At 45.7% G+C, this 23652-nt stretch carries 23 protein-coding genes; 20 read left to right on the top strand and 3 right to left on the bottom strand.

The features are described from left to right. Position 1 precedes the first annotated feature (1 nt). The 3 genes from AC0VXX_RS10415 to suhB form a co-directional block, all read right to left on the bottom strand. Positions 2-301, bottom strand: coding sequence for a PilZ domain-containing protein (locus AC0VXX_RS10415; RefSeq protein ID WP_475514179.1), 300 nt, complete (start codon positions 299-301; stop codon positions 2-4). Between the two features lie 120 nt (positions 302-421). After that, complete coding sequence (locus AC0VXX_RS10410; protein ID WP_475514178.1) at positions 422-826, bottom strand: phosphate-starvation-inducible protein PsiE; 405 nt, start codon at positions 824-826, stop codon at positions 422-424. A 483-nt stretch (positions 827-1309) separates the two neighbouring features. Next, positions 1310-2113: an inositol-1-monophosphatase gene (gene suhB / locus AC0VXX_RS10405; protein WP_475514177.1), complete on the bottom strand. Its 804-nt coding sequence runs from the start codon at positions 2111-2113 to the stop codon at positions 1310-1312. A 155-nt stretch (positions 2114-2268) separates the two neighbouring features. Here suhB and trmJ point away from each other — a divergent pair, with 155 nt between their 5' ends. From trmJ to AC0VXX_RS10305, 20 genes are all read left to right on the top strand, one after another. Continuing rightward, entirely contained in the window at positions 2269-3036 is a 768-nt protein-coding gene (trmJ, locus tag AC0VXX_RS10400) for a tRNA (cytosine(32)/uridine(32)-2'-O)-methyltransferase TrmJ (RefSeq protein ID WP_475514176.1), read from the top strand. Positions 3037-3040: 4 nt separating this feature from the next. Beyond that, positions 3041-3862: a serine O-acetyltransferase gene (gene cysE, locus AC0VXX_RS10395; protein WP_475514175.1), complete on the top strand. Its 822-nt coding sequence runs from the start codon at positions 3041-3043 to the stop codon at positions 3860-3862. Between the two features lie 195 nt (positions 3863-4057). Next, positions 4058-4519, top strand: coding sequence for a Fe-S cluster assembly transcriptional regulator IscR (iscR, locus tag AC0VXX_RS10390; RefSeq protein WP_110458872.1), 462 nt, complete (start codon positions 4058-4060; stop codon positions 4517-4519). Positions 4520-4599: 80 nt separating this feature from the next. After that, positions 4600-5814 carry an IscS subfamily cysteine desulfurase gene (locus tag AC0VXX_RS10385; RefSeq protein WP_475514174.1) on the top strand — a complete coding sequence of 405 codons (1215 nt, stop codon included), beginning with the start codon at positions 4600-4602 and terminating at the stop codon, positions 5812-5814. Between the two features lie 38 nt (positions 5815-5852). Beyond that, positions 5853-6236: a Fe-S cluster assembly scaffold IscU gene (gene iscU, locus AC0VXX_RS10380; RefSeq protein ID WP_110458874.1), complete on the top strand. Its 384-nt coding sequence runs from the start codon at positions 5853-5855 to the stop codon at positions 6234-6236. 14 nt (positions 6237-6250) lie between these two features. Further along, positions 6251-6574, top strand: coding sequence for an iron-sulfur cluster assembly protein IscA (gene iscA / locus AC0VXX_RS10375; protein ID WP_475514173.1), 324 nt, complete (start codon positions 6251-6253; stop codon positions 6572-6574). A gap of 17 nt (positions 6575-6591) precedes the next feature. After that, complete coding sequence (gene hscB, locus AC0VXX_RS10370) at positions 6592-7113, top strand: co-chaperone HscB (RefSeq protein ID WP_475514172.1); 522 nt, start codon at positions 6592-6594, stop codon at positions 7111-7113. A 62-nt stretch (positions 7114-7175) separates the two neighbouring features. Beyond that, a complete protein-coding gene (hscA, locus tag AC0VXX_RS10365) occupies positions 7176-9038 on the top strand; it encodes a Fe-S protein assembly chaperone HscA (RefSeq protein WP_475514171.1) in 1863 nt (620 codons plus the stop codon). An 8-nt stretch (positions 9039-9046) separates the two neighbouring features. Continuing rightward, positions 9047-9382, top strand: coding sequence for an ISC system 2Fe-2S type ferredoxin (gene fdx / locus AC0VXX_RS10360; protein ID WP_110458878.1), 336 nt, complete (start codon positions 9047-9049; stop codon positions 9380-9382). Between the two features lie 287 nt (positions 9383-9669). Beyond that, positions 9670-9870 (top strand): Fe-S cluster assembly protein IscX, encoded by a 201-nt coding sequence (gene iscX, locus AC0VXX_RS10355; protein WP_475516993.1) that lies wholly within the window; start codon positions 9670-9672, stop codon positions 9868-9870. A gap of 223 nt (positions 9871-10093) precedes the next feature. Further along, positions 10094-10525 carry a nucleoside-diphosphate kinase gene (gene ndk / locus AC0VXX_RS10350; RefSeq protein WP_475514170.1) on the top strand — a complete coding sequence of 144 codons (432 nt, stop codon included), beginning with the start codon at positions 10094-10096 and terminating at the stop codon, positions 10523-10525. A 171-nt stretch (positions 10526-10696) separates the two neighbouring features. Beyond that, the gene (locus AC0VXX_RS10345) at positions 10697-11827 is read left to right on the top strand and encodes a 4-phosphoerythronate dehydrogenase (protein WP_475514169.1); all 1131 of its coding nucleotides are present in this window, start codon (positions 10697-10699) and stop codon (positions 11825-11827) included. A gap of 2 nt (positions 11828-11829) precedes the next feature. Further along, positions 11830-12846, top strand: a complete 1017-nt coding sequence (locus AC0VXX_RS10340; protein ID WP_475514168.1) for an aspartate-semialdehyde dehydrogenase — start codon at positions 11830-11832, stop codon at positions 12844-12846. A gap of 190 nt (positions 12847-13036) precedes the next feature. Beyond that, positions 13037-15838 (top strand): FimV/HubP family polar landmark protein, encoded by a 2802-nt coding sequence (locus AC0VXX_RS10335; protein ID WP_475514167.1) that lies wholly within the window; start codon positions 13037-13039, stop codon positions 15836-15838. 249 nt (positions 15839-16087) lie between these two features. Continuing rightward, on the top strand, positions 16088-16873 hold the full coding sequence (gene truA, locus AC0VXX_RS10330; protein ID WP_475514166.1) for a tRNA pseudouridine(38-40) synthase TruA: 786 nt from the start codon (positions 16088-16090) through the stop codon (positions 16871-16873). A gap of 107 nt (positions 16874-16980) precedes the next feature. Further along, the gene (gene folC, locus AC0VXX_RS10325; RefSeq protein WP_475514165.1) at positions 16981-18240 is read left to right on the top strand and encodes a bifunctional tetrahydrofolate synthase/dihydrofolate synthase; all 1260 of its coding nucleotides are present in this window, start codon (positions 16981-16983) and stop codon (positions 18238-18240) included. Between the two features lie 6 nt (positions 18241-18246). Further along, positions 18247-18843 (top strand): SPOR domain-containing protein, encoded by a 597-nt coding sequence (locus AC0VXX_RS10320; protein ID WP_475514164.1) that lies wholly within the window; start codon positions 18247-18249, stop codon positions 18841-18843. Positions 18844-19135: 292 nt separating this feature from the next. Then, positions 19136-19624, top strand: coding sequence for a CvpA family protein (locus AC0VXX_RS10315; RefSeq protein WP_475514163.1), 489 nt, complete (start codon positions 19136-19138; stop codon positions 19622-19624). Between the two features lie 98 nt (positions 19625-19722). Then, positions 19723-21237, top strand: a complete 1515-nt coding sequence (gene purF, locus AC0VXX_RS10310) for an amidophosphoribosyltransferase (RefSeq protein ID WP_475514162.1) — start codon at positions 19723-19725, stop codon at positions 21235-21237. A gap of 187 nt (positions 21238-21424) precedes the next feature. After that, positions 21425-23542: a methyl-accepting chemotaxis protein gene (locus AC0VXX_RS10305; RefSeq protein WP_475514161.1), complete on the top strand. Its 2118-nt coding sequence runs from the start codon at positions 21425-21427 to the stop codon at positions 23540-23542. Positions 23543-23652 lie beyond the last annotated feature (110 nt).

The following is a 23652-nucleotide window of genomic DNA, read 5'->3' as shown; positions in this document are numbered from 1 at the left end:
ACTAAATAATTTGCAATGCAGTGCGGTAGTTTGCGCTATTTTGTTGCTGGCAGCGGCACACTTGCGCTTTAATTGTATTTTGTTTGTCGGTATTAGGGTTGAAGGTGATATCGAGTAATTCCCCTAAGGTAAAAGGTTGGTGATATTCGATGAGTACCCCACGACGGGAAAGGTCGACACATAAAGCATCAGCATATTTAGTTTCGCCACTGGCGTCCGTCCAGGCAATATTAATTCGCTCCGATTCCATGTCTACCCGTAATGATTGACGACGTTCATCAAGCTCTTGCTGTAGGTTCATTGATTTTCCTTGTAGTGTGGAATAGTCCTAATGAGTTAAAGCTAGCATAATTTCGATGTGAAGACATAGCTAAACAAACGGCGCTCAGGAAGCGCCGTTATGGTTTGATTAACCAGTATATTAAAGGTCATCGCCATTTCGAGGATAAGGCAATTTAAGTTGTCCCCAACGGATCACAATCACAGTGCCAGCCAAAACAAAGGTTGAAACGGCAATGGCAAAAATACGCCAGTCGTCCATGCTTTTCATATCTAAAATCAGATATCGAGCGAGTGCAACAATGGCGATATACAGTGGCATTCGTACTGGCAGTTTTCCTGACTCAGCGTAATTAGCCACCATGGCTAACACTTCGAGATAGATAAACAGCAGTAACAGATCTTCTAGCGCCACTTTGCGCATAATAATGATGTGTACGACCTCTTGTCCAATCGCCACCATGGTGGCAATGGCGATAATGATTAAGACGAAGTACTCAACAGCCTTGATGCTTTTTGAACCATAGCGAATATAAAGCTTTCCCATAAACAACTCTCATTAGTGTTTTTATAGATGGTATCAACAATTGCGTATTGCGCTAGCAGATGTTTGTGATTTTATTCACAAAGTGATGCATTAATGTCTCGGATAAGGTGACATTGAATCTCGATGTTATGTTGAGCCTGTCGGTTAAGGGATTGAATCGTGTTTAAATTTAAACACTACCGTTGAAAATAGTGGGGGGATTTTAAGTCTGCTTAAATTGGACATGTCTGAACGGCAAAGGCTTAATATTTTTACGGTGCAATATTAATATCAATAATGGCCCTATTATCAGCAATGGCCCTAATATCAGTAATGGTCCTTAACCTCAATATGAGTAATAGCGTTAATCTGCGCTATTGATGGATTACCATTCGCGGGTCAGAGTATAAGGGGAACAAGGAAAAATATAAAAAAAACCGCTCATCAAGAGCGGTTTTAAATTGTTAAGTTATCACACGTTATCGAGGTAAAGTGACCTTAGAATCAACGCTTGAGTGCTTCACTGAGTAATGGACGGAAACTTTTAACGAGTAATCCGGTCGCTTTAGGCGTACCAGCAATGATGTTGCCTGAATTCATATATCCATGGTTACCGGTGAAGTCAGTAACGGTACCACCGGCTTCACGCACGATAAGATCGCCAGCAGCGATATCCCATGGTTTAAGACCGATCTCAAAAAACGCATCCATACGGCCAGCAGCTACATACGCTAGATCTAAAGCCGCTGAGCCCGCACGGCGCAAATCGGCGCACATGCTGAAGGTTTCAGCAAATAGCTTCATGTAGGTTTCAGAGTGTTGTTTGGCTTTGAATGGGAAACCAGTAGCAATAATTGTTTCATTCAAATCGTTAGTTTTACTTACGCGTAAACGGAAATCGTTTAACTTTGCGCCTTTACCACGCACTGCGGTAAATAGCTCGTCACGTACTGGATCGTAAACTACGGCGACTTCGGTTTTACCTTTGTATTGTACGGCAATCGATACCGAGAAATGAGGGATGCCTCTAACAAAGTTGTTAGTGCCATCCAAGGGATCAACAATCCACATATAGTCTTTATTGTCGCCCTTATTCTCGCCACCTTCTTCGGCAACGATAGTATGGTCTGGGTATGACTTGCGAATCTGATATGTAATGGCCGCTTCTGCTTCTTTATCCACGTTAGTTACGTAGTCATTGATACCTTTTGCGCTAATTTCTACACGGTCAAGTTCGGTGTAGGCGCGCATAATCGTTTGGCCGGCAGCGCGAGCGGCGCGCACAGCAATAGTCTGCATCGGATGCATTACAATCCCCTGGATGTTAAAGAACAGATATAAATAATCGGCGCACATTATACGAGATTTTACGGTTATATCAAATAGAGATTTTTATATAAAGGATCTGACTTCGCTGTGATACCATCAATGACACTGTTCTATAGATAGAAATTAAGAGTTTCATGCTTAGCAATATTCGTGTAGTTCTCGTAGGAACCTCCCATCCTGGTAATATTGGCTCTACCGCTCGTGCGATGAAGACCATGGGATTATCTACCCTATATTTAGCCGAACCTAAAGTGGCGCCAGACGGTCACTCGGTTGCTTTGGCCGCCGGTGCGTCTGATATCTTAAAGCATGCAGTGACGGTTGATTCGCTTGCCGATGCAATTGCCGATTGTAGCTTAGTGATCGCCACAAGTGCCCGTAGTCGCACCCTTGATTGGCCAATGCTTGATCCTCGTCAGGCGGGGGAAAAATTAGTCGCCTCAGCAGTTAATGGGCCTGTAGCGATTGTATTTGGTCGTGAAAATAATGGCCTCTCTAACGAAGAACTGCAAAAGTGTAACTATCATGTGGCGATCCCAGCCAATCCTGAATACACCTCATTGAACTTAGCGCAAGCGGTGCAAATCATCTGTTATGAAGCGCGTGTTGCTTTTCTTAATCAGTCGCCAGAGGCAGTTGAGCACGTTGAATATCCGCTGGCAAAAGAGCAAGAGAACTTTTTTAATCATTTAGAAAACACGTTACTGTCGACGGGTTTTATTGTTAAACAGCACCCTGGGCAGGTGATGACTAAACTGCGTCGTCTGTTTAGTCGTGCCAGAATTGAAAGCCAAGAGATGAATATCTTGCGTGGTATTTTAACCTCTGTTGATAAAAAAGTGTCCTTGGCCGATAACGCGCAACAAACGCAACAAGACCCGGCAGTTAAAAAGGAAGATTAAGTCCATGGGCGTCATATCCAGAATTAAAGACGATATCGAGTCTATTTATCACAGAGACCCTGCGGCAAATAGCACCTTAGAGATATTAATGAACTACCCAGGTATGCAAGCAATTTGGATACATCGGCTGAGTCATAAATTATGGAAACGCAAATGGCGCCTAACGGCTCGAGTGATATCGACTTTTTCTCGCTGGTTAACGGGAGTCGAGATCCATCCTGGCGCGACCATTGGGGATCGGTTTTTTATCGACCATGGTATGGGGGTTGTGATTGGTGAAACGGCTGAAATTGGCAATGATTGTACCCTTTATCATGGCGTGACCTTAGGGGGCACAACATGGCAAGCGGGTAAACGTCACCCAACCTTGGGTGACAATGTGGTGATTGGGGCTGGTGCCAAGATTCTGGGGCCGATCACTATGCACGATGGTGCTCGCGTGGGGTCAAATTCTGTGGTGGTTAAGGAAGTGGCTAAAGACACGACTGTGGTGGGCATCCCCGCAAGAGTGGTGGCTAAACCAACGGAGAAATCCAAAGAACATGCCCTGCGCCGCACCGAAATGGCCAAAAAGTACGGTTTTGATGCTTATGCTGTGTCACCTGATAACCCCGATCCTGTTGCCAATGCTATCGGCCAGATGCTCGATCACATGCACCTAATGGACTCTAAAGTTCAAGAGGTGTGTCAAGCAGTACAAAGCATGGGCGGCAGTGTCTGCACCGAGCGTCTGCCTGAGCTTGATGTCGATGAGTTTAGCGATGTAGAACAAGCCGCTGCAGAAAAGCGCCAACATGCGATTGATGAGTTTGATCCCATAATTTAAGAAAAATCAGATTAATTGTCTCGTGACATTGAATCTTGCGGGCGAAACAGGTTAAATACCCCACTAATGAATCAGGGTATTTTATCTGTTTCGTTATCATCTTAAATACCTGACTAAACTGCTGGGTTTTATACTTGACTGAATTACTCAAGTATGGTTGAATTGACCTAAGCATTTTAGAGAGCAGTGGTAGCTATGAAACTTACTTCAAAAGGGCGCTATGCAGTAACGGCAATGTTAGACGTTGCTATGCATTCTACATCTGGCCCAGTGCCGTTAGCTGACATCTCCGAACGTCAGGGAATCTCCCTATCCTATCTTGAGCAACTCTTCGCTAAATTACGTAAACATGGATTAGTCTCGAGCGTAAGAGGTCCTGGCGGTGGTTATCGTCTAGGATTTGACGCCGGTGAAATATCGGTTGGTATGGTCGTCAGAGCGGTGGATGAGTCTGTTGATGCCACCCGTTGCCAAGGTCTGGGAAATTGCCAAAGTGGAACTCGCTGTCTAACCCATTCACTTTGGGGTGATTTAAGCAAACAGATTTCAGATTTTTTAAATGGCATTAGTCTTGCCGGATTGATGAACAAGCGAGATGTTCAATTTATCTCAATTAAACAGGACAAAATACAACAGGAACAAAGAGTAACTGCCTAAGTTAACTTTGTTATTTAACTAATATTTATTTTTGTACGTGGTAAGCGGTCTGTGTTAGTCCGCTAAGTACGGAGTGTGAGATGAAGCTTCCTATTTATTTAGATTATGCTGCAACAACGCCAGTCGATCCTCGTGTTGCAGAAAAAATGATGCAATGCCTGACGATGGATGGCATTTTTGGTAACCCAGCATCACGTTCGCATCGCTATGGTTGGCAAGCCGAAGAAGCGGTTGATATTGCTCGTAACCAGATTGCTGAGCTAATTAATGCCGATCCGCGTGAGATTGTATTTACCTCTGGCGCGACAGAATCTGACAACCTAGCCATTAAAGGTGTTGCCCATTTTTATCATAAAAAGGGTAAGCACATCATCACCAGCAAGACCGAACACAAAGCCGTACTCGATACCTGCCGTCAGCTAGAGCGTGAAGGGTATGAAGTGACTTACCTAGAGCCAGGTGCTAACGGCATTATCCCGCTAGAAAAAATTGAAGCGGCGATGCGTGAAGACACTATCTTACTTAGCCTGATGCACGTTAACAATGAACTTGGTGTCATTCATGATATCGATGCGATTGGCGAATTGTGCCGTGCAAAGAAAGTGATTTTCCATGTCGATGCTGCGCAGAGTGCGGGTAAATTGCCTATCGATTTACAGAAAAGCAAAGTCGATTTGATGTCGATTTCAGGCCATAAAATGTACGGTCCTAAAGGCATTGGTGCGCTTTATGTGCGTCGTAAACCACGTATCCGTTTAGAAGCGATTATGCATGGCGGTGGTCATGAACGCGGTATGCGCAGTGGTACATTGGCGACACACCAAATTGTCGGTTTGGGTGAAGCGGCTGCCGTAGCCAAAGCTGACATGGAAGCGGATAACGCGCGCATTCGCCGCTTACGCGACAGATTATGGGACGGTATCAAAGATATCGAAGAAACCTATATTAATGGCGATGTAGAACAGGGATACTGCGGCATCTTTAATGTCAGCTTTAACTTTGTTGAAGGTGAGTCGTTGATGATGGCATTGAAAGATTTGGCTGTTTCGTCAGGTTCGGCCTGTACATCAGCAAGCTTGGAGCCAAGCTATGTGCTTCGAGCGTTAGGACTAAACGATGAAATGGCGCATAGCTCAATCCGTTTCTCAATTGGTCGTTTCACTACAGAAGAAGAGATTGACCACGCGATAGAGACCATTAACAAGTCTATTGGTCACTTAAGGGAGATGTCTCCATTGTGGGAGATGTTTAAAGATGGCGTTGACCTGTCTCAGGTTGAATGGGCACATCATTAATCCGGCTAATAAACGAATAGAGCGATTGGAGCAGAATCATGGCTTACAGTGAAAAAGTAATAGATCATTATGAGAACCCACGTAACGTAGGTTCATTCGACAAAAACGACCCATCAGTGGTTACCGGTATGGTCGGTGCACCTGCCTGTGGTGACGTGATGAAGTTACAACTTAAAATCGACGATAACGGTATTATCGAAGATGCAAAGTTTAAAACGTATGGTTGTGGCAGTGCGATTGCGTCAAGTTCATTAGTAACCGAGTGGGTAAAAGGTAAAACTATTGAACAAGCGCAAGCGATTAAAAATACGGATATTGCTGAAGAGCTTGCATTACCGCCTGTTAAAATCCACTGCTCAATTTTGGCAGAAGATGCGATTAAAGCGGCGTTAGAAGACTACAAGTCTAAGCATCAGAAGTAATATTCGGAGTTAACATGGCAATAACGATGACTCCAGCGGCTGCCGAAAGGGTGAAAAGCTTTTTGGCCAGTCGCGGGAAAGGTATTGGATTACGTTTGGGGCTAAAAACCTCAGGATGTTCAGGTATGGCTTACATACTTGAGTTTGTTGATGATCTGAATGCCGATGATGAAGTCTTTGATATCGATGGGGTAAAAATCATCATTGATGCCAAAAGCTTTATCTACCTTCAAGGTATCGAGTTAGACTTCATTAAAGAAGGACTCAATGAAGGATTTCAGTTTAATAACCCTAACGCTAAAGGGGAGTGTGGCTGTGGCGAAAGCTTTACAGTCTAACTACCGAATCTAAATACATGAACTACTTTGAGTTGTTTAGTTTATCGCCTGTATATGACCTCGACACTGTCTTGCTTGCAGAACGCTATCGCGATCTGCAGCGGACGGTGCATCCTGACAAGTTTGCTAATGCCAGCGAGCAAGACAAACGTATTGCCGTACAGCGCACTGCGCAGGTGAATGATGGGTATAACACGTTAAAGCATCCTATTTTGCGTGCCGAACATATGCTGAGCTTGAAAGGAATCGATCTGAGTCACGAGTCCACTACGGTTAAAGATACCCAGTTTTTAATGCAGCAGATGGAATGGCGTGAATCGCTTGAAGCGATCAAGCATTGTGATGATCCCGATGTGCTAATCGATCAATTACATCACTCGTTTGCTAGCTATCGAGAGCAGATAACAGTGCAAATGAGTCAGCTTATCGGTAGTGATGATCAACAAGACTTGGTTAATGCGGCGGATCTGATCCGTAAACTCAAGTTCATGGCGAAATTGCAAGATGAACTCGCTAGAGCTGAAGATGCTCTTTTTTAGAGGCGAATAATTGTTGATTGGCTCAATATCTATTGAGCCTTTATTTTTTAAGTTGGATAGATATGGCACTTTTGCAGATAGCTGAACCCGGACTAAGCGCAGCACCCCACCAACATAGACTGGCAGTCGGGATCGATTTAGGCACCACCAATTCTTTAGTCGCTGCTGTTCGCAGTGGCGTGGCAGATACCCTTGCCGATGAAACCGGACGTCATGCACTTGCCTCTGTAGTGCGTTTTACACCAGAGGGCGTACAGGTCGGTGTAGAAGCCGAGCGATATTCAGCTCAAGATCCGCTCAATACGGTTGTTTCTGTTAAGCGTTTCATGGGCCGCAGCTTGGATGATATTCAAGCACAAGATCAATCGTTACCTTATCAATTTTCTGCCAGTACTAATGGTCTGCCATTATTTAATACGGCTGGTGGTCAATATAATCCGATTCAAATTTCTGCCGAAATTTTAAAGCCTTTAGTTGAACGCGCCGAAAAAACCTTAGGCGGATCGCTTGAGGGTGTAGTGATCACTGTGCCTGCGTATTTTGATGATGCACAGCGTCAAGGTACTAAAGATGCAGCGGGTCTGCTTGGTATTAAAGTATTACGTTTACTTAACGAGCCAACCGCAGCAGCTATTGCCTACGGCTTAGATTCTGGCCAAGAGGGAATGATTGCCATTTATGATTTAGGTGGTGGCACCTTTGACATCTCTATTTTACGTCTCAATAGAGGGGTGTTTGAAGTGATGGCCACCGGCGGTGACTCGGCGCTGGGGGGGGATGATTTCGACCACGCATTAGCACAGCACCTGCAAGATCATTGGCAATTAAGCAGCTTAACAGCGCAAGAACGCCGTGGGTTATTAATTGAAAGCCGCCGTGTCAAAGAGGCATTGACTGAAGACGATAGTACGCTAGCGCATTTGCAGCTTGCTGACGGACGTCAATTACAACAAACGGTGACCAAAGCGCAGTTTGATGCGATCATTGAGTCATTGGTTAAAAAGACCATAGCCAGTTGCCGCCGTGCTTTGCGCGATGCCGGCATTAAAGCCGAAGAAGTGTTAGAAACGGTGATGGTGGGGGGCTCGACACGCGTGCCGCTTGTGCGTCAACGTGTGGCTGAGTTTTTTGGTCGTCAGCCTTTAACCTCTATCGATCCCGATCGCGTCGTGGCTATTGGCGCCGCAATACAAGCCGATATTTTGGTGGGCAATAAACCTGACTCCGATCTATTATTGCTTGATGTATTACCCCTGTCGCTAGGGATTGAAACCATGGGCGGGCTGGTTGAAAAGGTCGTTTCACGTAATACCACTATTCCTGTCGCCAGAGCGCAAGAGTTTACCACCTTTAAAGATGGTCAAACGGCGATGGCATTTCATGTGGTGCAGGGTGAACGTGAATTAGTGGCTGATTGCCGCTCGCTTGCGCGTTTCACCTTAAAAGGTATCCCGCCGATGGCCGCCGGGGCGGCGCATATTCGGGTTACTTTCCAAGTGGATGCCGACGGGTTGCTCAGCGTTACAGCAATGGAAAAGTCATCAGGGGTTCAGGCAACGATCCAAGTTAAACCTTCATTTGGATTGACCGATGAAGAAATTGGTTCGATGCTCAAAGATTCAATGGCGCATGCGAAGGAAGATATTGAACGTCGCATGGCGGCAGAGCAGCAAGTGGAGGCCGCGCGAGTACTAGAGTCTCTCTCGGCAGCTTTGGCCAAAGACAGTGAGCTGTTAACCGCCGAGGAAGCCGCAGCCATCGAACAAGGTATGGCTCATTTGGCACAAACTGCGGCGCAGGGCGATGCAGATGCGATCGAAAAAGCGATTGAAGCGTTAGATAATGCAAGTCAAACTTTCGCCGCAAAACGTATGGACAATTCTATTCGGTTGGCACTTAAGGGCCAGTCGGTTGACAATATATAGGTAAGAGTATGCCGCAAATAGTTTTTTTACCCCATGAAGAGTTATGTCCTGATGGGGCGGTAGTTGAAGCACAGCAAGGTGAAACCGTTCTGGATGTTGCATTACGTAACGGTATTCATATTGAACATGCATGTGAGAAGTCTTGTGCTTGCACAACTTGTCACGTGATCATTCGTGAAGGCTTTGATCAACTTGAAGAAAGCGATGAGCTGGAAGATGATATGTTAGATAAAGCCTGGGGACTAGAACCAGAGAGCCGCCTCTCTTGTCAGTCTCGCGTGCCTGATTGCGATCTGGTGGTGGATATACCTAAGTACACCATTAACATGGTCAGCGAAGGTTAGTTACCGTTACTAGCGACTCGTCAGCTAGTTCATGTAAAGCCAGTATTTTGACTGGCTTTTTTATGTCCTCTCTGATGCTATTTATTCTTCACGTGACCGGCTTTAATTAACCTTTGGCTAAATATATGGTGATGTCGATATGACAGGTATCAATAATGCCTTCAGCTGAGGATTTAACATACTTACTCAAAGCTCAAAGCTCAAAGCTCAAAGGCCAAAGGGCAGATTTTTAATGGGCTTGGTATAAGATAGCGACTATGCTTCTAACATTATGGTTTTATAGGAGCATATTTATGCAGTGGATAGACTCTCTCGACATCGCCTTATCACTATTAGAAGCACATCCAGATGTCGACCCACAGCAGATTAGATTTACCGATTTACGCCAATGGGTACTAGCACTTGATGATTTCGACGATGACCCAGCTCATTGTAATGAGCGTATTTTAGAAGCAATACAGCGCTGCTGGATTAACGAATACGATTAAGCTGGTTTGTATCAGCTGCTATTTAGGGCGTCTTGCTACTGGAGGTTGGGCTACCTTTTTCAATGAGATTGTGATGGGGTCATCTTGTATTCATTAAGGTTCAATGTAGCCGTAGTTAGCTTATTGCTTGAATAATCTTGTTATTTAAAGGTAGGTTTTTGTCGATTAATTTCGTATAATCCGCGCGAATTTTTTAAAACCTGTTTATTAAAGGAAGCTAGACATGGCTATCGAACGTACTTTTTCTATCATTAAGCCTGATGCAGTTGCTAAAAACCACATCGGCGCTATCTATAACCGTTTTGAAACAGCTGGCCTTAAAATCATCGCTTCTAAAATGGTTCACCTAAGCAAAGAACAAGCTGAAGGCTTTTACGCTGAGCACAGCGAGCGTCCTTTCTTTGGTGCGCTAGTTGAATTCATGACTTCTGGTTCAATCGTAGTACAAGTACTAGAAGGCGAAAACGCAGTGCTAGCTCACCGTGAAATCTTAGGTGCGACCAACCCAGCAGAAGCTGCGCCTGGTACTATCCGCGCTGATTTCGCTGAAAGCATTGATGAGAATGCGGCTCACGGTTCAGATTCAGTAGCATCTGCTGAGCGTGAAATTGCATACTTCTTCAGCACTGAAGAACTTTGCCCACGTACTCGTTAATTTGAGCGTGTTGCATAATGCAAAAAAAGGAGCCTAAGTGGCTCCTTTTTTGTCTGTGGTTTTTAAGGCAAAATAAGCTCGATGTGATTGGTTGTGATGACAATCTATCTAAGAGAGAGTTTAACGGCAGCAATGCAGTTCCCCCATGTTTAACAAGTAGATGAGATATCGATGAAAATCCTAGCCGATGAAAACATGCCTTATGTTGAAGCCTTGTTTGCCGATGTAGGTGAGGTGGTGCGCGTAGATGGACGTAAACTCACGCCTGCGCAGGTGCGTGATGCCGATGTGCTGCTGGTGCGCTCCGTGACCCAAGTTAATCGCCAATTGTTAGCCTTAAATACACAATTACAATTTGTTGGCAGTGCCACCATCGGCATGGATCATCTGGATCAAGCCTATTTAACTGAGCGTGATATCTGTTATACCAATGCCCCAGGGTGTAATGCCACTGCGGTGGGTGAGTATGCTTTTATTGCCATGCTCGAACTGGCAAGGCGTTTTGAACAGCCATTAAAAAATAAGACGGTTGGCATTATTGGCGCAGGTAATACTGGCTCGGCGCTGCAAAAGTGCTTGCTGGCGTATGGTGTCAAGGTACTACTGCATGATCCACAGCTAGCCGCATCTGATGATCCACGCACCTTTGTTGCCCTAGATGAGCTTATTACCCGTTGTGATGTGATCTCTTTACATGTGCCATTAACCAAAAGCGGCGCGTATCCCACTTGGTATCTGTTCGATGAGGCGCGATTAGCCAGTCTCCGCCCAGATTGCTGGTTACTAAATTGCTGCCGCGGTGAGGTGATTGATAATCGTGCATTGTTCGCGATTAAACAGCAGCGTGATGACCTCAAAGTGGTGCTAGATGTATGGGAGGGTGAGCCCCATCCAATGGCAGAACTGGTGCCTTATGTTGACATTGCCACCCCGCATATTGCAGGTTACAGCCTCGAAGGTAAGGCCCGCGGCACTTTTATGCTTTATGAAGCGTTAATGGCACATTTAGGGTTAACTGCCCATAAGTCGATGGATGAGCTGCTGCCCCCCTTGTGGAGTCAGCAATTAACCCCAGCGTCAGTACCCGATGAAAACGCATTATTGAGCCTAGTTAGGCTGGTTTATGACCTACGTGATGACGATCTGGTTTTTCGCAACCGCTTCCTTAATCATAATGGCTTTGACCTGATGAGAAAAAATCATAAACATAGACGCGAATTTAGTGCGTTAAGGCTAGCCAATCATGCTGGTTCTGATGTAGATTGGGTGCTCAAATTAGGTTTTTCAGGAGTCGGTCTGTAATTATGTCGCAGGAATATAACGTAGTCGTATTAGGTGCATCGGGTGCCGTGGGTCAAACAATGATTGAGATCCTCGAAGAGCGCAATTTTCCCGTCGCGAATTTGTACCCATTAGCCAGCAGCCGCAGCGCTGGTGATACGGTAACATTCCACGGTAAACAGGTCGAAATTTTAGATGTTGATACCTTCGACTGGTCGCAAGCGCAAATAGGCTTTTTCTCTGCTGGTGGTGATGTCTCTGCTAAATGGGCACCCATTGCTGCCGAGCAAGGGTGTGTTGTAATTGATAACACCTCACATTTTCGCTATGACATCGATGTCCCGTTAGTGGTCCCCGAAGTGAATCCACAGGCGATTGCCGATTTCCGTAATCGCAATATTATTGCTAACCCTAACTGTTCTACCATTCAGATGTTAGTGGCACTTAAGCCCATTTACGATGCCTTTGGTATTTCACGTATTAACGTTGCGACTTATCAGTCAGTGTCGGGTTCTGGTAAGCAAGCCATTGAAGAGTTAGCTAACCAATGTGCTAAGTTACTGCAAGGCTTGCCTGTTGAACCACAGGCGTATTCTAAACAGATCGCCTTTAACGTATTGCCGCAAATTGATGTGTTTATGGAAAATGGCTACACCAAAGAAGAGATGAAAATGGTGTGGGAGACACAAAAAATATTTGGTGATACCCAAATTGAAGTAAACCCCACCGCAGTGCGGGTACCGGTATTTTATGGTCACTCAGAAGCTGTGCATTTGGAAACGGTGCAAGCGGTTGATGCTGAAGAGGTTAAAGCTGTATTACGCGATGCTCCAGGTGTTGAGTTGTTTGAGTCTGATGATGACTACCCAACGGCAGTAACCGACTCGGCTGGTAGCGATCCTGTGTATGTTGGCCGAGTACGCAAAGATATTTCGCATCCTAACGGCATTAATTTGTGGATCGTCTCTGACAATATCAGAAAAGGCGCGGCACTCAATAGTGTGCAGATCGCCGAGGTGTTGATCAGGGATTATTATTAATTTATGGACCTTTTATAAGGTTTACTTTAAAAAGCCTGCATATTGCAGGCTTTTTTGCTGTTGTTACTTGTTTTTAAATCGTGAAGAGTAGCAGGGCATGAAATTCTGGTTTATAGTAATCTCAATAAATACAATTGCCTAAAGCATGCTGCTAATTTGCAGTACTATAAAGCTTGAAAGGGAAGAATGGATGAACCTTCGCACATCGCACCTCGCTGGCATCATTGCCAGTGCTCTTGTTATTCTCACTGCTACATCGGGTCTGTTATCGGCGGCTGAACCCCTCAAAATTACCGGCCCCGATGGCGAGCAACGTCAGGTTATCCGTCAGTATGGTCCAACGACTTCAGCTGATACCTTTTGGAGCATCGCACAAAAAACGCGCCCCGATGACAGTGTCACCGTATATCAAGTGATGGCGGCAATTTACGAGGCAAACCCCCATGCGTTTGCCACCAATAATTACAATAGCCTTGAAAAAGGCATGATCCTGTTGATCCCATCCAAAGCCGTGATGGCGGCCATTCCTCAGAGCTTAGCAAAGCAACTGGCGCAGACTAACGATGCTGGTTGGCAACAGAGTAAGTCACAAGCATCTAAACCACAGCCAACGCCACCTCGGCCTGAAGCTACGCAGCCGCCAACGCCAACAGTTGCTGCGCCTAAGCCAGTGAGTCAACCTGATAGCAAACCTACAAGCGTGGCTGAAACGGTTAAGCCAGCGGCTCAAGCAGACCAAATCACAAAGGGCAGTGCTGAAGCAGCGCAACTGGCTCCGCTGAATGCTAAGCTAGAAGCTCAACAAGCTAAAAATTTATCATTAACCGATGAACTGGCTCGCGCAGAAGATAAACTTAATCTTGCCGCCAATGATAATCAACTGCTGCAAGACCGAATCGCTCAACTTGAAACCAGAGTCGCCGAATTAGAAGAAGCGTTGCTTATTCAAAAAGAGCAAAAGGCGGAGCTGAGTAATCAAGTCACACAACTTAACCAAGAATTAACCGCTGCTGAGCCGTCAGAACCCGTTGCTGAAACGGGCGATAGTTGGCGTACCATCATGAGTAACCCGCTATATATCGGGCTTGCTGCTGCCATTCCCGCATTATTGCTACTGCTTATTGCTGCACTGGTATTAAAGCGTCGAAACGCTAGCGATGAAAACACTCCAGCAAGCGAGGAGGCATCAACTCAGAGTGCAGCAGAGATGGCTGCAACCCAACGTTTTACACCTAACGCTGAAGCTGACGATGAGTCCGGTGCTGTGCATCTTGACGATGAAGTCGATACGCTCGAATCTTTGATGAGTGTGGAGAACGATGGATTACAACCAGAGAGCGATTTAAGTGACGATTCTGAAAATCTCGATATGGCCCAAGAGATGTTTATCGATAGCGATAGCTCGCCAAGCGAACCCCAAGAGGATGAGGGGCAATCACTGGATGATCTTTGGGCTGAAGCTATGGGTGAACAGGAAGAAGAAACTTATAACGGCGTCATAGAGCAAGACGATCTAGATTCCTTGCTAGCCGACATGGACAGCACTGAACCTGTTGCCAGTGAAACAGAGTCTTCAACTGATAGCGAGTCTTCAACCGACACCGAAGCAGATCTCGATGCATTACTGGCTGAATTCGATGCATCAGAAATAAGCGAAGCGCAAGATGATAATGAAGACCTATCGCAACAGATTGCTCAAGAATTGGAGCAAGACGCCGAAGATGATAGTTTCGAAGAAGCCGACTTAGACAGTTTATTAGCGGAATTTGATGCGCCTGTTGATACTAAAGCTAACGAAGAAGCCTTAATCGAAGAGGTAGATTTCAACTCAGTTGAGCAAGATGATGCCGTCATTCAAGAGACTAGGGTCGCGGGCAATGATGAAGCCAAAACCGCAGAAATAGCGGCACAAGCGCTAGCCGCGGCAACCTTAGCTAATGACAGTTTAATTGAAGAAGTGGCATTTGAGACTGATGAGCAAGTTGATACTGACAAGCAAGAGGCCGCTGACAGTGATGAAGCCAACGCGGCAGCGTTGGTTGCTGAAGAGTTAGCTAATGATAGCTTAATCGAAGACGTCGCTTTTGAGGCTGATGAACAAGATATTGCCGAGCAAATCGCTGCGGAGTTAGCTGAAGACGATCTTACCGCTACCCAGGAAGATGATCTTGATACCTTACTCGCTGGTTTTGGCAGCGCTGGCAATAGCGACGATGTAGAGGCAGACGCAGACGCTAATGATGCACCACTTAAGCGTGGTAGTACCGCAGCACCGTTAGAGTTTGAATCATTTCCAATTGAGCAAACACCGACTCATGGCGCTGACGAAGATGCAGATATTGCGCTCGATCTCCCAAGTGATGATGTGTCGCTCGATGATCTGCTTGCCGATCTCGAGTCGGTTGATCACAAAGATAGTCAAGTCAAAAATGATTCGGGATTCTTTGACGATTTAAAAGGCAATAAGCGTTCTGCCGATAACATTCTCGAATGGGATAATGCTAGCGGGCAGCAAGAGATTGATGTCCAAGCGGATAATGAGGCATTTGATGGAGCAGATGATGAATTGTCATTAACCCTGGAAGATGATGATAATCTCACCGTTGACGAAGCATTAGCGGCGTTAGATGCACAAGAGCGCCAACGTAAGCCAGCACAAGCGGTTGCTGAGCATGATCTGACGGCATTCCAACAAGATAATGGCTTTATCGATATCGATAGACTGTTAAATGAAGCGGATGAAGAACATAGCGAGATAGATCAATACAAAGAGTTAAATGTTGATATGGGTGAACTCGATGATTTGATGGGCAGTACCACCATGGTCGATGTCGATGATGAGGAAAACTCGGTTAATGCCAAACTTGACTTAGCCCGTGCCTATATCGAGATAGATGATATGGACAGCGCGAAGGCATTACTCAAAGAGGTTCAACTTGATGGTAATGAGCGCCAACAAAGCGAAGCAAAACATCTGCTAAGCGATCTTTAAAGCGTTAATTATCTCATCAACGCGCGTGTTGCTGTCATGACAACACGCTAATAAAAAAACGGCGCTAGCGCCGTTTTTTTATGCCAGTAAATAAGCACTACTGGTGAGATACATGAACGAGTAGGAGGTTTTTAGCCTAGGACACCGTACCTGACTCGTTCGGCTTGAGTTATTTGTCCAGTTCGTTAGCACGGTATGCTAGAATCGCGCGCCTAGCACAATTTTAATTGATATAAGGATTGGTATTTCATGCGCGTAGCATTAGGTATCGAATATGATGGCAGTCGTTATTTTGGCTGGCAGCGTCAAGCCGAAGTTGATTCGGTTCAGGCTCAACTTGAACGAGCGCTCTCTATCGTTGCCAACGAGCCAATAGCGATTCAATGTGCCGGCCGCACCGATGCCGGGGTGCATGCCACTGGGCAAGTGGTACATTTTGACACCAAAGCTAGCCGCAAGCTGAGTGCTTGGACTCTGGGTGTTAACGTTAATCTTCCCGATGATATTGCCGTGCGCTGGGCTCAAGAGGTTGATGATGAATTTCATGCCCGTTTTAGCGCAACCGCGCGCCGTTATCGTTATATGATTTATAATCATCAGCTTCGTCCTGGGATCTTGCGTGCTGGCGTGAGTCATTACCCGGGCGATATCGATGAACATAAGATGCATCAAGCGGCGCAGTTCTTGTTAGGCGAGCAAGATTTTACCAGTTTCAGGGCGATACAATGCCAGTCTAATACCCCATTTCGCTGCGTGCATGAAGTCAATGTGACTCGCCAAGGTATGTATATTTGTGTCGATATTAAAGCCAATGCATTTTTACATCATATGGTGCGTAATATTGTCGGATCATTGCTTGAGGTGGGATACGGGCGTCAACCCATAGGTTGGATTCAAGGCTTGTTAGCGCTAAAAGATCGTACTCAAGCGGCGGCAACCGCTAAGCCTAATGGTTTGTATTTAGTCGATGTGACTTATCCAGAATCATATCAGCTGCCTAAATTAGCACTTGGACCACTGTTTATGCTCGATTAATTATCTTTATAGCGCCGTGGTTATCGTGATGGTGGTTGCATCATAGTGATTTGCGACGCATAAGTTATTACGACGCTTTATCTTTTAATTATTAGTAAGAGTCTTGTATGTCATCTATCGCGTTACCTAATCAGCAATCGAGCCTTGAGTCTTGGCTAGCACACTTATTGTCTATTCATCCGACAGAAATCGACATGGGATTAGGGCGCGTGTCGCAAGTGGCTAAGGCCATGGGCTTAACGCAGTTAGGCGATACCAAAGTCGTGACCGTTGCCGGTACTAATGGCAAAGGCACCACGTGCGTGATGATTGAGCAGATGATGGCGGCGGCAGGATGGAAAGTGGGCGTGTATAGTTCGCCCCACATGCTGAAATATAACGAGCGAGTGCGCATTGATGGCGTCGACGTTAGCGATCGTGATTTGATTGATGCCTTTTGCGCTATCGATAGTGCTAGAGGCGATATTTCGCTGACCTTTTTTGAATATGCCACGCTAGCAGGTTTATATCTTTTTAAACAATCGGCGCTGGATCTGGTGCTGCTTGAAGTTGGACTCGGCGGACGCTTAGATGCAACCAACATTATTGATGCCGATATTAGCGTTATCACCTCAATCGATATCGATCATCAAGAGTATCTCGGTGATACCCGTGAGCTGGTCGGGCGTGAAAAAGCCGGCATCTGCCGAGCGGGGCGGCCATTGGTGGTGGGCGATGCTGATTTACCCACATCAGTGATTGAGGTCGCAAGCCTAGTGGGCGCCCAGCTTATTCGCGTCGGTGAGGATTTTAATTATCATCAAGACGATAAGGGCTGGCATTTCAGCGGCGTGCAATGGCAACTTGATAACTTACCGCCAGTGCAACTGCCATTACCCAATGCTGCTACCGCGCTGGCCGTGGTCGAGCAGTTATTGCCAACGATAGATAAATCGCATCTATGTACCGGACTGCAACAAGCGCGTTTAACCGGGCGCTTAGAGTTATTTCGTGACGCTCCCATCACATTGCTCGATGTGGCGCACAATCCCCATGCGGCGAGGTATTTAGCGCAAAGACTTGAGGTTTATCGCGATAAGCGCATTGTTGCCCTGTGCGGCATGCTTAAAGATAAAGATTGCCAAGCGGTTATTGCAAGCCTTAGTGAAGTGATTGATGTGTGGTATTTTACTGATTTAGATTGCCCGCGTAGTGCTAAGGCGAGTCAGTTAATGGCTTGTTTATCGCCAGACAGTGAAGGGTATCCATTTGAATCAATTGAGCAAGCATACAAAGCACTCAACGCTAATATCTGCGATGATGATGTGGTAATTGTGTTTGGCTCCTTTTACACTGTGGCAGAGTTTAAACATTTACACCTTGGGTAAAGCAACGTGGACGAAGAAATAGAAGTTAAACAAAAAATCTTATCTAGTCAGTTTCAAAATCGTCTGGTTGGGGTGATTGTGCTGGTGGCGCTGGGCGTCATTTTTCTGCCTGATATTCTAGACGGAAAAAAACAGCAGCAAGAAGAGCAATTTAGTGAGATTCCACTGCGACCAGCCGTTGAAGCTATCCTCGACACATCATCGGACTTTGAGGCTATTGACTTAACCGATGAGGCAGCCCAATTTAGCGCGGCAGACCCCGAGGTCCCCCCGATTGATACGGCCCAATCTAGCGTTACGCCTACGGAACCTCTGGCCAAACCACTTAAGCCAGTAAATGTTGAGCAAAGCGTGCCAAGTGGCGCATATACCTTGCAATTAGGTAGCTTTAAAAACGCGGCGAATGTGAATGCGCTGGTTAAACGTTTAAGAGCCAAAGGGTTTAGAGCCTATACCTTGCCGCAAAAGCCGGTCGATGGTGAACTGACGAAAGTGTTTGTCGGCCCCGATATCTCTAAAGCTAAGCTGCAACGATTGCAAAAAGAGTTGGATAAACTGACGGAACTTAAATCTGCTGTGGTAAGCTATAACCCTGTAGAGTAAGGCGGCTAGGGCATTGTTTAACCCTTATTTGTCAGCACCTTATTGTCAATCAAAGCCTTTTGCAACCGCGGTTAATCATGCTTAAAAAGCGCCGTCACCTTAATGTGACGGCGTTTTGCGTATGTCACGGGTTTAGGTCTGCGACTACACTACCTTGTCACTTTTTTGTGAATTCAGTGTCTTTTATTCAGGATAAACTTAATTGCTTTTAAATGAGACTAGGGGGTGAGAATGTCTTCAGTCTCTGGTAAGATCGCGCCGTCTTAATGCTAATGCTGGATCACCTAATTCAATGGTTTGGATCGATTACGCCATTATTGCTGTTATCGGATTATCGACTGTTATCAGTCTCATCCGTGGTTTTGTTAAAGAAGCTATGTCACTCGTGGTATGGTTTGCAGCATTTTTCGTCGCGAGTCAGTTTTATGCCGACCTCGCCGTTTACCTCACACAAATACAAGATGAGATCGTCCGCAACGGTATTGCAATCGCTATCTTGTTCATTTCGACTTTAATTCTTGGCGCGCTTGTTAATTATATCATTGGCCAATTGGTGGCTAAAACGGGCTTATCCGGTACCGATAGGGTATTAGGCCTCTGTTTTGGTGCATTAAGAGGTGCCTTAATTGTTAGCGCGATGCTGTTTTTTATGGATGCTTTTACCGGAGCACCCAATACAGATTGGTGGCGCAGTTCACAACTGGTCCCCGAATTTGGCGTGGTTATCCAATGGTTTTTTGACTATGTGGAAAACACCTCAAGCTTTGTACCCAAAATATAATAATGCATAAAGCATATGTGACCTGACACAGTGACTTAATGTGATCAGGGCTCGACAATAATAACGATTAGAACATCTTACAATGAGGAAAACGACCCATGTGTGGTATCGTCGGAATAGTTGGCCGAACACCGGTTAATCAGACAATCTATGATGCGTTAACTGTATTACAACACCGTGGCCAAGATGCGGCCGGCATTGTGACCGTTGATGGACATGCATTTAGATTGCGTAAAGCAAACGGTCTGGTAAAAGACGTTTTTGAGCCCAAGCATATGCAACGTCTGCAAGGCAATGCAGGGATAGGGCATGTACGTTACCCTACCGCAGGTAGCTCGAGTGCCTCAGAAGCACAGCCGTTTTATGTTAACTCTCCATTTGGTATCTCTCTAGCTCATAATGGTAATTTAACCAATACTTTAGAGTTACAAGAGCGCTTGCTTAAGCAACGACGTCACGTCAATACCACCTCAGATTCTGAAGTTCTACTCAATCTACTGGCCGATGAGCTGCAAACAACCGAAAGCCAATTTCTCACCGCGGATGAAGTGTTCCAAGCCATCACCAAAGTTCATCAGTTGACGCGTGGGGCTTATGCGGTAGCAGCGATGATTATTGGTCAAGGCTTAGTGGCTTTTAGAGACCCTTTCGGCATCAGGCCATTAGTATTAGGTAAGCATGAAACGGAGCAAGGCACCGAATATATGGTTGCCTCTGAGAGTGTCGCACTCGATGCCGTTGGCTTTGAAACGGTGCGAGATGTTGCCCCTGGTGAAGCCATTTATATCTCGCTCGATGGTCAATTATATACGCGCCAATGCGCGGCATCACCTAGCTATTCTCCCTGTATTTTTGAATATGTTTACTTTGCGCGTCCTGATTCGACTATAGATAAAGTGTCGGTTTATGGCAGCCGTGTGAATATGGGCACCATGCTTGGCGAAAAAATCAAGAAGCAGTGGGAAGACCATGACATTGATGTAGTGATCCCCATTCCAGAAACGTCATGCGATATCGCGCTTGAAATCGCACGTAACTTAGACCTGCCTTATCGCCAGGGATTTGTCAAAAACCGTTATATCGGCCGCACCTTTATTATGCCTGGGCAGCAAGAGCGTAAAAAGTCGGTTCGCCGTAAACTTAACGCCATTAATGCCGAGTTTGAAGGTAAAAATGTGCTGCTGGTTGACGATTCAATTGTACGTGGTACCACTTCTGAGCAGATCATCGAAATGGCTCGTGAAGCGGGCGCCAAAAAAGTTTATTTTGCATCAGCCGCCCCAGAAATTCGTTTTCCAAACGTATATGGCATAGATATGCCAACCACCAGTGAGCTGATTGCCCATGGCCGCGATGTGGAAGAGATCACTAAGTTGATTGGTGCCGATGGCATGATATTCCAAGACCTTGAGGATTTAATTGAGGCCGTGCGTCAGCAAAACCCTGATATCACACGTTTCGAAACCTCGGTCTTTGATGGACATTATATTACCAATGATGTCGACCAAGCCTATTTAGACCATCTGACTCAACTGCGCAATGATGACACAAAAGCGAATAGAATCAAAGATATAGGGACAAACCTCGAGCTGCATAATGTTTGTCACCCTTAATATGAGCAAGTCATATAATGCTCTTTAGCTGTGCCATTTAAAACCGACTTCCTTGTGAGTCGGTTTTTTTTCTCATTGGATGAGTAAATTACCGATCTTTATGATCATTTACTACAATAGTGCTATTTTTAATCGGTAGCCTATGCCCTTATTTAATGATGTACATGCTTTTGCCTAGGAGCACTAAATGAAGCAATTATCCATAAGCACCAAATTATTGTGGATCACCTCAGCACTGTTTTTAATCATTGTGGCGATTCTATCATTGAGCCTCTGGTGGTCATTGAGTGATAAAAACGCCGTATTAGCCGACCAGGTTCAGGAGTCGATTCAAAAAGAAACGCGATTTAAACTGACAGCAAGAGCTGGAGAATATGGAGAGCGGGTGGCCGCTTTTATCAATGAGGCTTACCGTGTACCTTATTCACTCTCTGGCATGTTAGAGCAAACATCCTTGCTCACTCCACTAAGCCGCGACAGTGTTGAAGTGACAATTAGGGGCTCTTTGGAAAAAAATCGTCAACTGTCCTCTTTGTATGCTCAATTTGAACCCAATGGCTACGATACTAAAGACAGCGAATACTTTGCAGGCGCTAGCCATAGTGTGCCCAACGCAGGCAGCATGGAAATCTATTATACCCGCACCAATAGCGGCAGTATCGAACATTCAGCCGTCACCGACGCCGATGAAAAATATATCGACACGTTAAACGAATTTGGCCTCAGAGAAGCCGAATGGTACCTATGTGCAAGAGATACTAAAAAACCCTGCCTAATGGAGCCTTACCTCTATGAGATAACTCCTGGTCAGAACGAGTTAATGACATCGCTAATCGTACCTGTGGTGATCAATAATCAGTTTAAAGGGGTCGTGGGAGCAGATGTTAACTTACCCATTTTCCAAACGATGATCGATGAGTTGTCGCAAAAGCTGTACAACGGCAATGCTAAGGTGACACTGCTCAGCGCCAAGGGGTTAGTGGTAGCTGCTAGTCATTACAATAAAAAAGCGCGTCCATTAGCAGAATCTATCGATAGCGCACTAGCCAAACAGTATCAATCTTTGCATCGTAACGGTGGCTATTTAGATGTGGGGGATAATATTGTGGTCGCCTATCCCGTTAACATTCCGCTCGCTGACGCACAATGGTCATTATTAATTGAAGTGGCCAAACAAGATGCCTTTAAAGAAGCCATCGCAATGGATACAGCGATGACAGAAATGGCCTCGTCACTTGGCAGCTTATTGTTGATCATTGGTAGTATTGTGTCAGTGATTGCCGTGGTGACCATTAGCCTTGTTATTCGCAATATTATTGCTCCATTAAAAGTTATCCAAAGCCGGGTCGAAAACCTAGCCAGTGCCGAAGGTGATTTAACTCAAACTATTAATGTAGAGTCCCACGCCGAATTGATAGCCCTTGGTGGCGGTATCAATAGCTTCATTACTAAGTTACGTATACTCATTGGCGAAATGAAAGTATTGGCTGAACGCTCACAAGCAGAGAGTCAAACCACTGCCAATATTGCGCAGCAAACGCGTGAGAGTGTTAATCGTCAATACAGCGAAATAGAAAGTGTCGTCACTGCGGTTAATGAAATGAGCGCAACCGCATTAGAAGTGGCTAAAGCTTCAGAGCAAACGGCGATGGAAACAGAGGCGATGAGTGCCAACGTGAAAGCTGGTGAAGACAGTCTCAGCCAAGCGATGAATTACGTGACGACTATGTCTCATGAGTCGCTATTAGCGAAGGAAGCGGTAAGTAAGGTGGCCGAAAGTAGTACCAATATCAGTAAGATTTTGGAAGTGATCAGTGCCATTGCCGAGCAAACTAATCTGTTGGCATTAAACGCGGCCATTGAGGCGGCGCGAGCAGGCGAGCAGGGCCGAGGTTTTGCTGTGGTGGCTGATGAAGTGCGGGCGTTGGCGTCGAAAACTCAAACTTCGACCGATGAAATTGGTAAATTAATCGACTCGCTTCAGAAAGAAGTCAAAAGTGCCTCACATATTATCGATCAAGGTGTTGAGGGAGCGCAGCGCGCCGTAGAGCAAACCGAGTCCGCTTTATCCTCGCTCAATACTATTGTGGGACAAATTGAAGAGGTATCGAGCCAAGTGACTCATATTGCTACCGCCGCGGAAGAACAAAGCGCGGTGACTGAAGAGGTTAATCGTAACATTACTGGTATTTCTGATTCCGCAGCTGAATTGGCTCGACTTGCCGATGAAGCCCAGCAAAGTAGCGTTAGCCTAGCAGAGTTGGTGGCGCAGCAACATCAACAGTTAGGTAAGCTTAAAACCTAACTACCTTAGAGGTTGTCTAATCTGGTGGCCAAGTGATATTGCAACTTGGCTGCCCATTCTTGAGAGCCTAACCGTTAACTATTGTGTGGCGCACGGCACCATTAACGCCA

Source organism: Shewanella sp. QJM3NY_23 (assembly GCF_056173105.1).
This window is presented reverse-complemented; position numbering and strand designations above follow the sequence as displayed.

What these genes read in the sequence shown, in the direction of transcription:
- hscB (WP_475514172.1), top strand. Translation starts at nt 6,592, where the DNA reads ATGAACTACTTTGAGTTGTTTAGTTTATCGCCTGTATATGACCTCGAC.
- iscR (WP_110458872.1), top strand. Translation starts at nt 4,058, where the DNA reads ATGAAACTTACTTCAAAAGGGCGCTATGCAGTAACGGCAATGTTAGAC.
- cysE (WP_475514175.1), top strand. Translation starts at nt 3,041, where the DNA reads ATGGGCGTCATATCCAGAATTAAAGACGATATCGAGTCTATTTATCAC.
- AC0VXX_RS10385 (WP_475514174.1), top strand. Translation starts at nt 4,600, where the DNA reads ATGAAGCTTCCTATTTATTTAGATTATGCTGCAACAACGCCAGTCGAT.
- AC0VXX_RS10345 (WP_475514169.1), top strand. Translation starts at nt 10,697, where the DNA reads ATGAAAATCCTAGCCGATGAAAACATGCCTTATGTTGAAGCCTTGTTT.
- folC (WP_475514165.1), top strand. Translation starts at nt 16,981, where the DNA reads ATGTCATCTATCGCGTTACCTAATCAGCAATCGAGCCTTGAGTCTTGG.
- iscU (WP_110458874.1), top strand. Translation starts at nt 5,853, where the DNA reads ATGGCTTACAGTGAAAAAGTAATAGATCATTATGAGAACCCACGTAAC.
- AC0VXX_RS10315 (WP_475514163.1), top strand. Translation starts at nt 19,136, where the DNA reads ATGGTTTGGATCGATTACGCCATTATTGCTGTTATCGGATTATCGACT.
- AC0VXX_RS10335 (WP_475514167.1), top strand. Translation starts at nt 13,037, where the DNA reads ATGAACCTTCGCACATCGCACCTCGCTGGCATCATTGCCAGTGCTCTT.
- AC0VXX_RS10410 (WP_475514178.1), bottom strand. Translation starts at nt 826, where the DNA reads ATGGGAAAGCTTTATATTCGCTATGGTTCAAAAAGCATCAAGGCTGTT.
- ndk (WP_475514170.1), top strand. Translation starts at nt 10,094, where the DNA reads ATGGCTATCGAACGTACTTTTTCTATCATTAAGCCTGATGCAGTTGCT.
- AC0VXX_RS10340 (WP_475514168.1), top strand. Translation starts at nt 11,830, where the DNA reads ATGTCGCAGGAATATAACGTAGTCGTATTAGGTGCATCGGGTGCCGTG.
- trmJ (WP_475514176.1), top strand. Translation starts at nt 2,269, where the DNA reads ATGCTTAGCAATATTCGTGTAGTTCTCGTAGGAACCTCCCATCCTGGT.
- iscA (WP_475514173.1), top strand. Translation starts at nt 6,251, where the DNA reads ATGGCAATAACGATGACTCCAGCGGCTGCCGAAAGGGTGAAAAGCTTT.
- truA (WP_475514166.1), top strand. Translation starts at nt 16,088, where the DNA reads ATGCGCGTAGCATTAGGTATCGAATATGATGGCAGTCGTTATTTTGGC.
- hscA (WP_475514171.1), top strand. Translation starts at nt 7,176, where the DNA reads ATGGCACTTTTGCAGATAGCTGAACCCGGACTAAGCGCAGCACCCCAC.
- AC0VXX_RS10415 (WP_475514179.1), bottom strand. Translation starts at nt 301, where the DNA reads ATGAACCTACAGCAAGAGCTTGATGAACGTCGTCAATCATTACGGGTA.
- purF (WP_475514162.1), top strand. Translation starts at nt 19,723, where the DNA reads ATGTGTGGTATCGTCGGAATAGTTGGCCGAACACCGGTTAATCAGACA.
- AC0VXX_RS10305 (WP_475514161.1), top strand. Translation starts at nt 21,425, where the DNA reads ATGAAGCAATTATCCATAAGCACCAAATTATTGTGGATCACCTCAGCA.
- suhB (WP_475514177.1), bottom strand. Translation starts at nt 2,113, where the DNA reads ATGCATCCGATGCAGACTATTGCTGTGCGCGCCGCTCGCGCTGCCGGC.
- fdx (WP_110458878.1), top strand. Translation starts at nt 9,047, where the DNA reads ATGCCGCAAATAGTTTTTTTACCCCATGAAGAGTTATGTCCTGATGGG.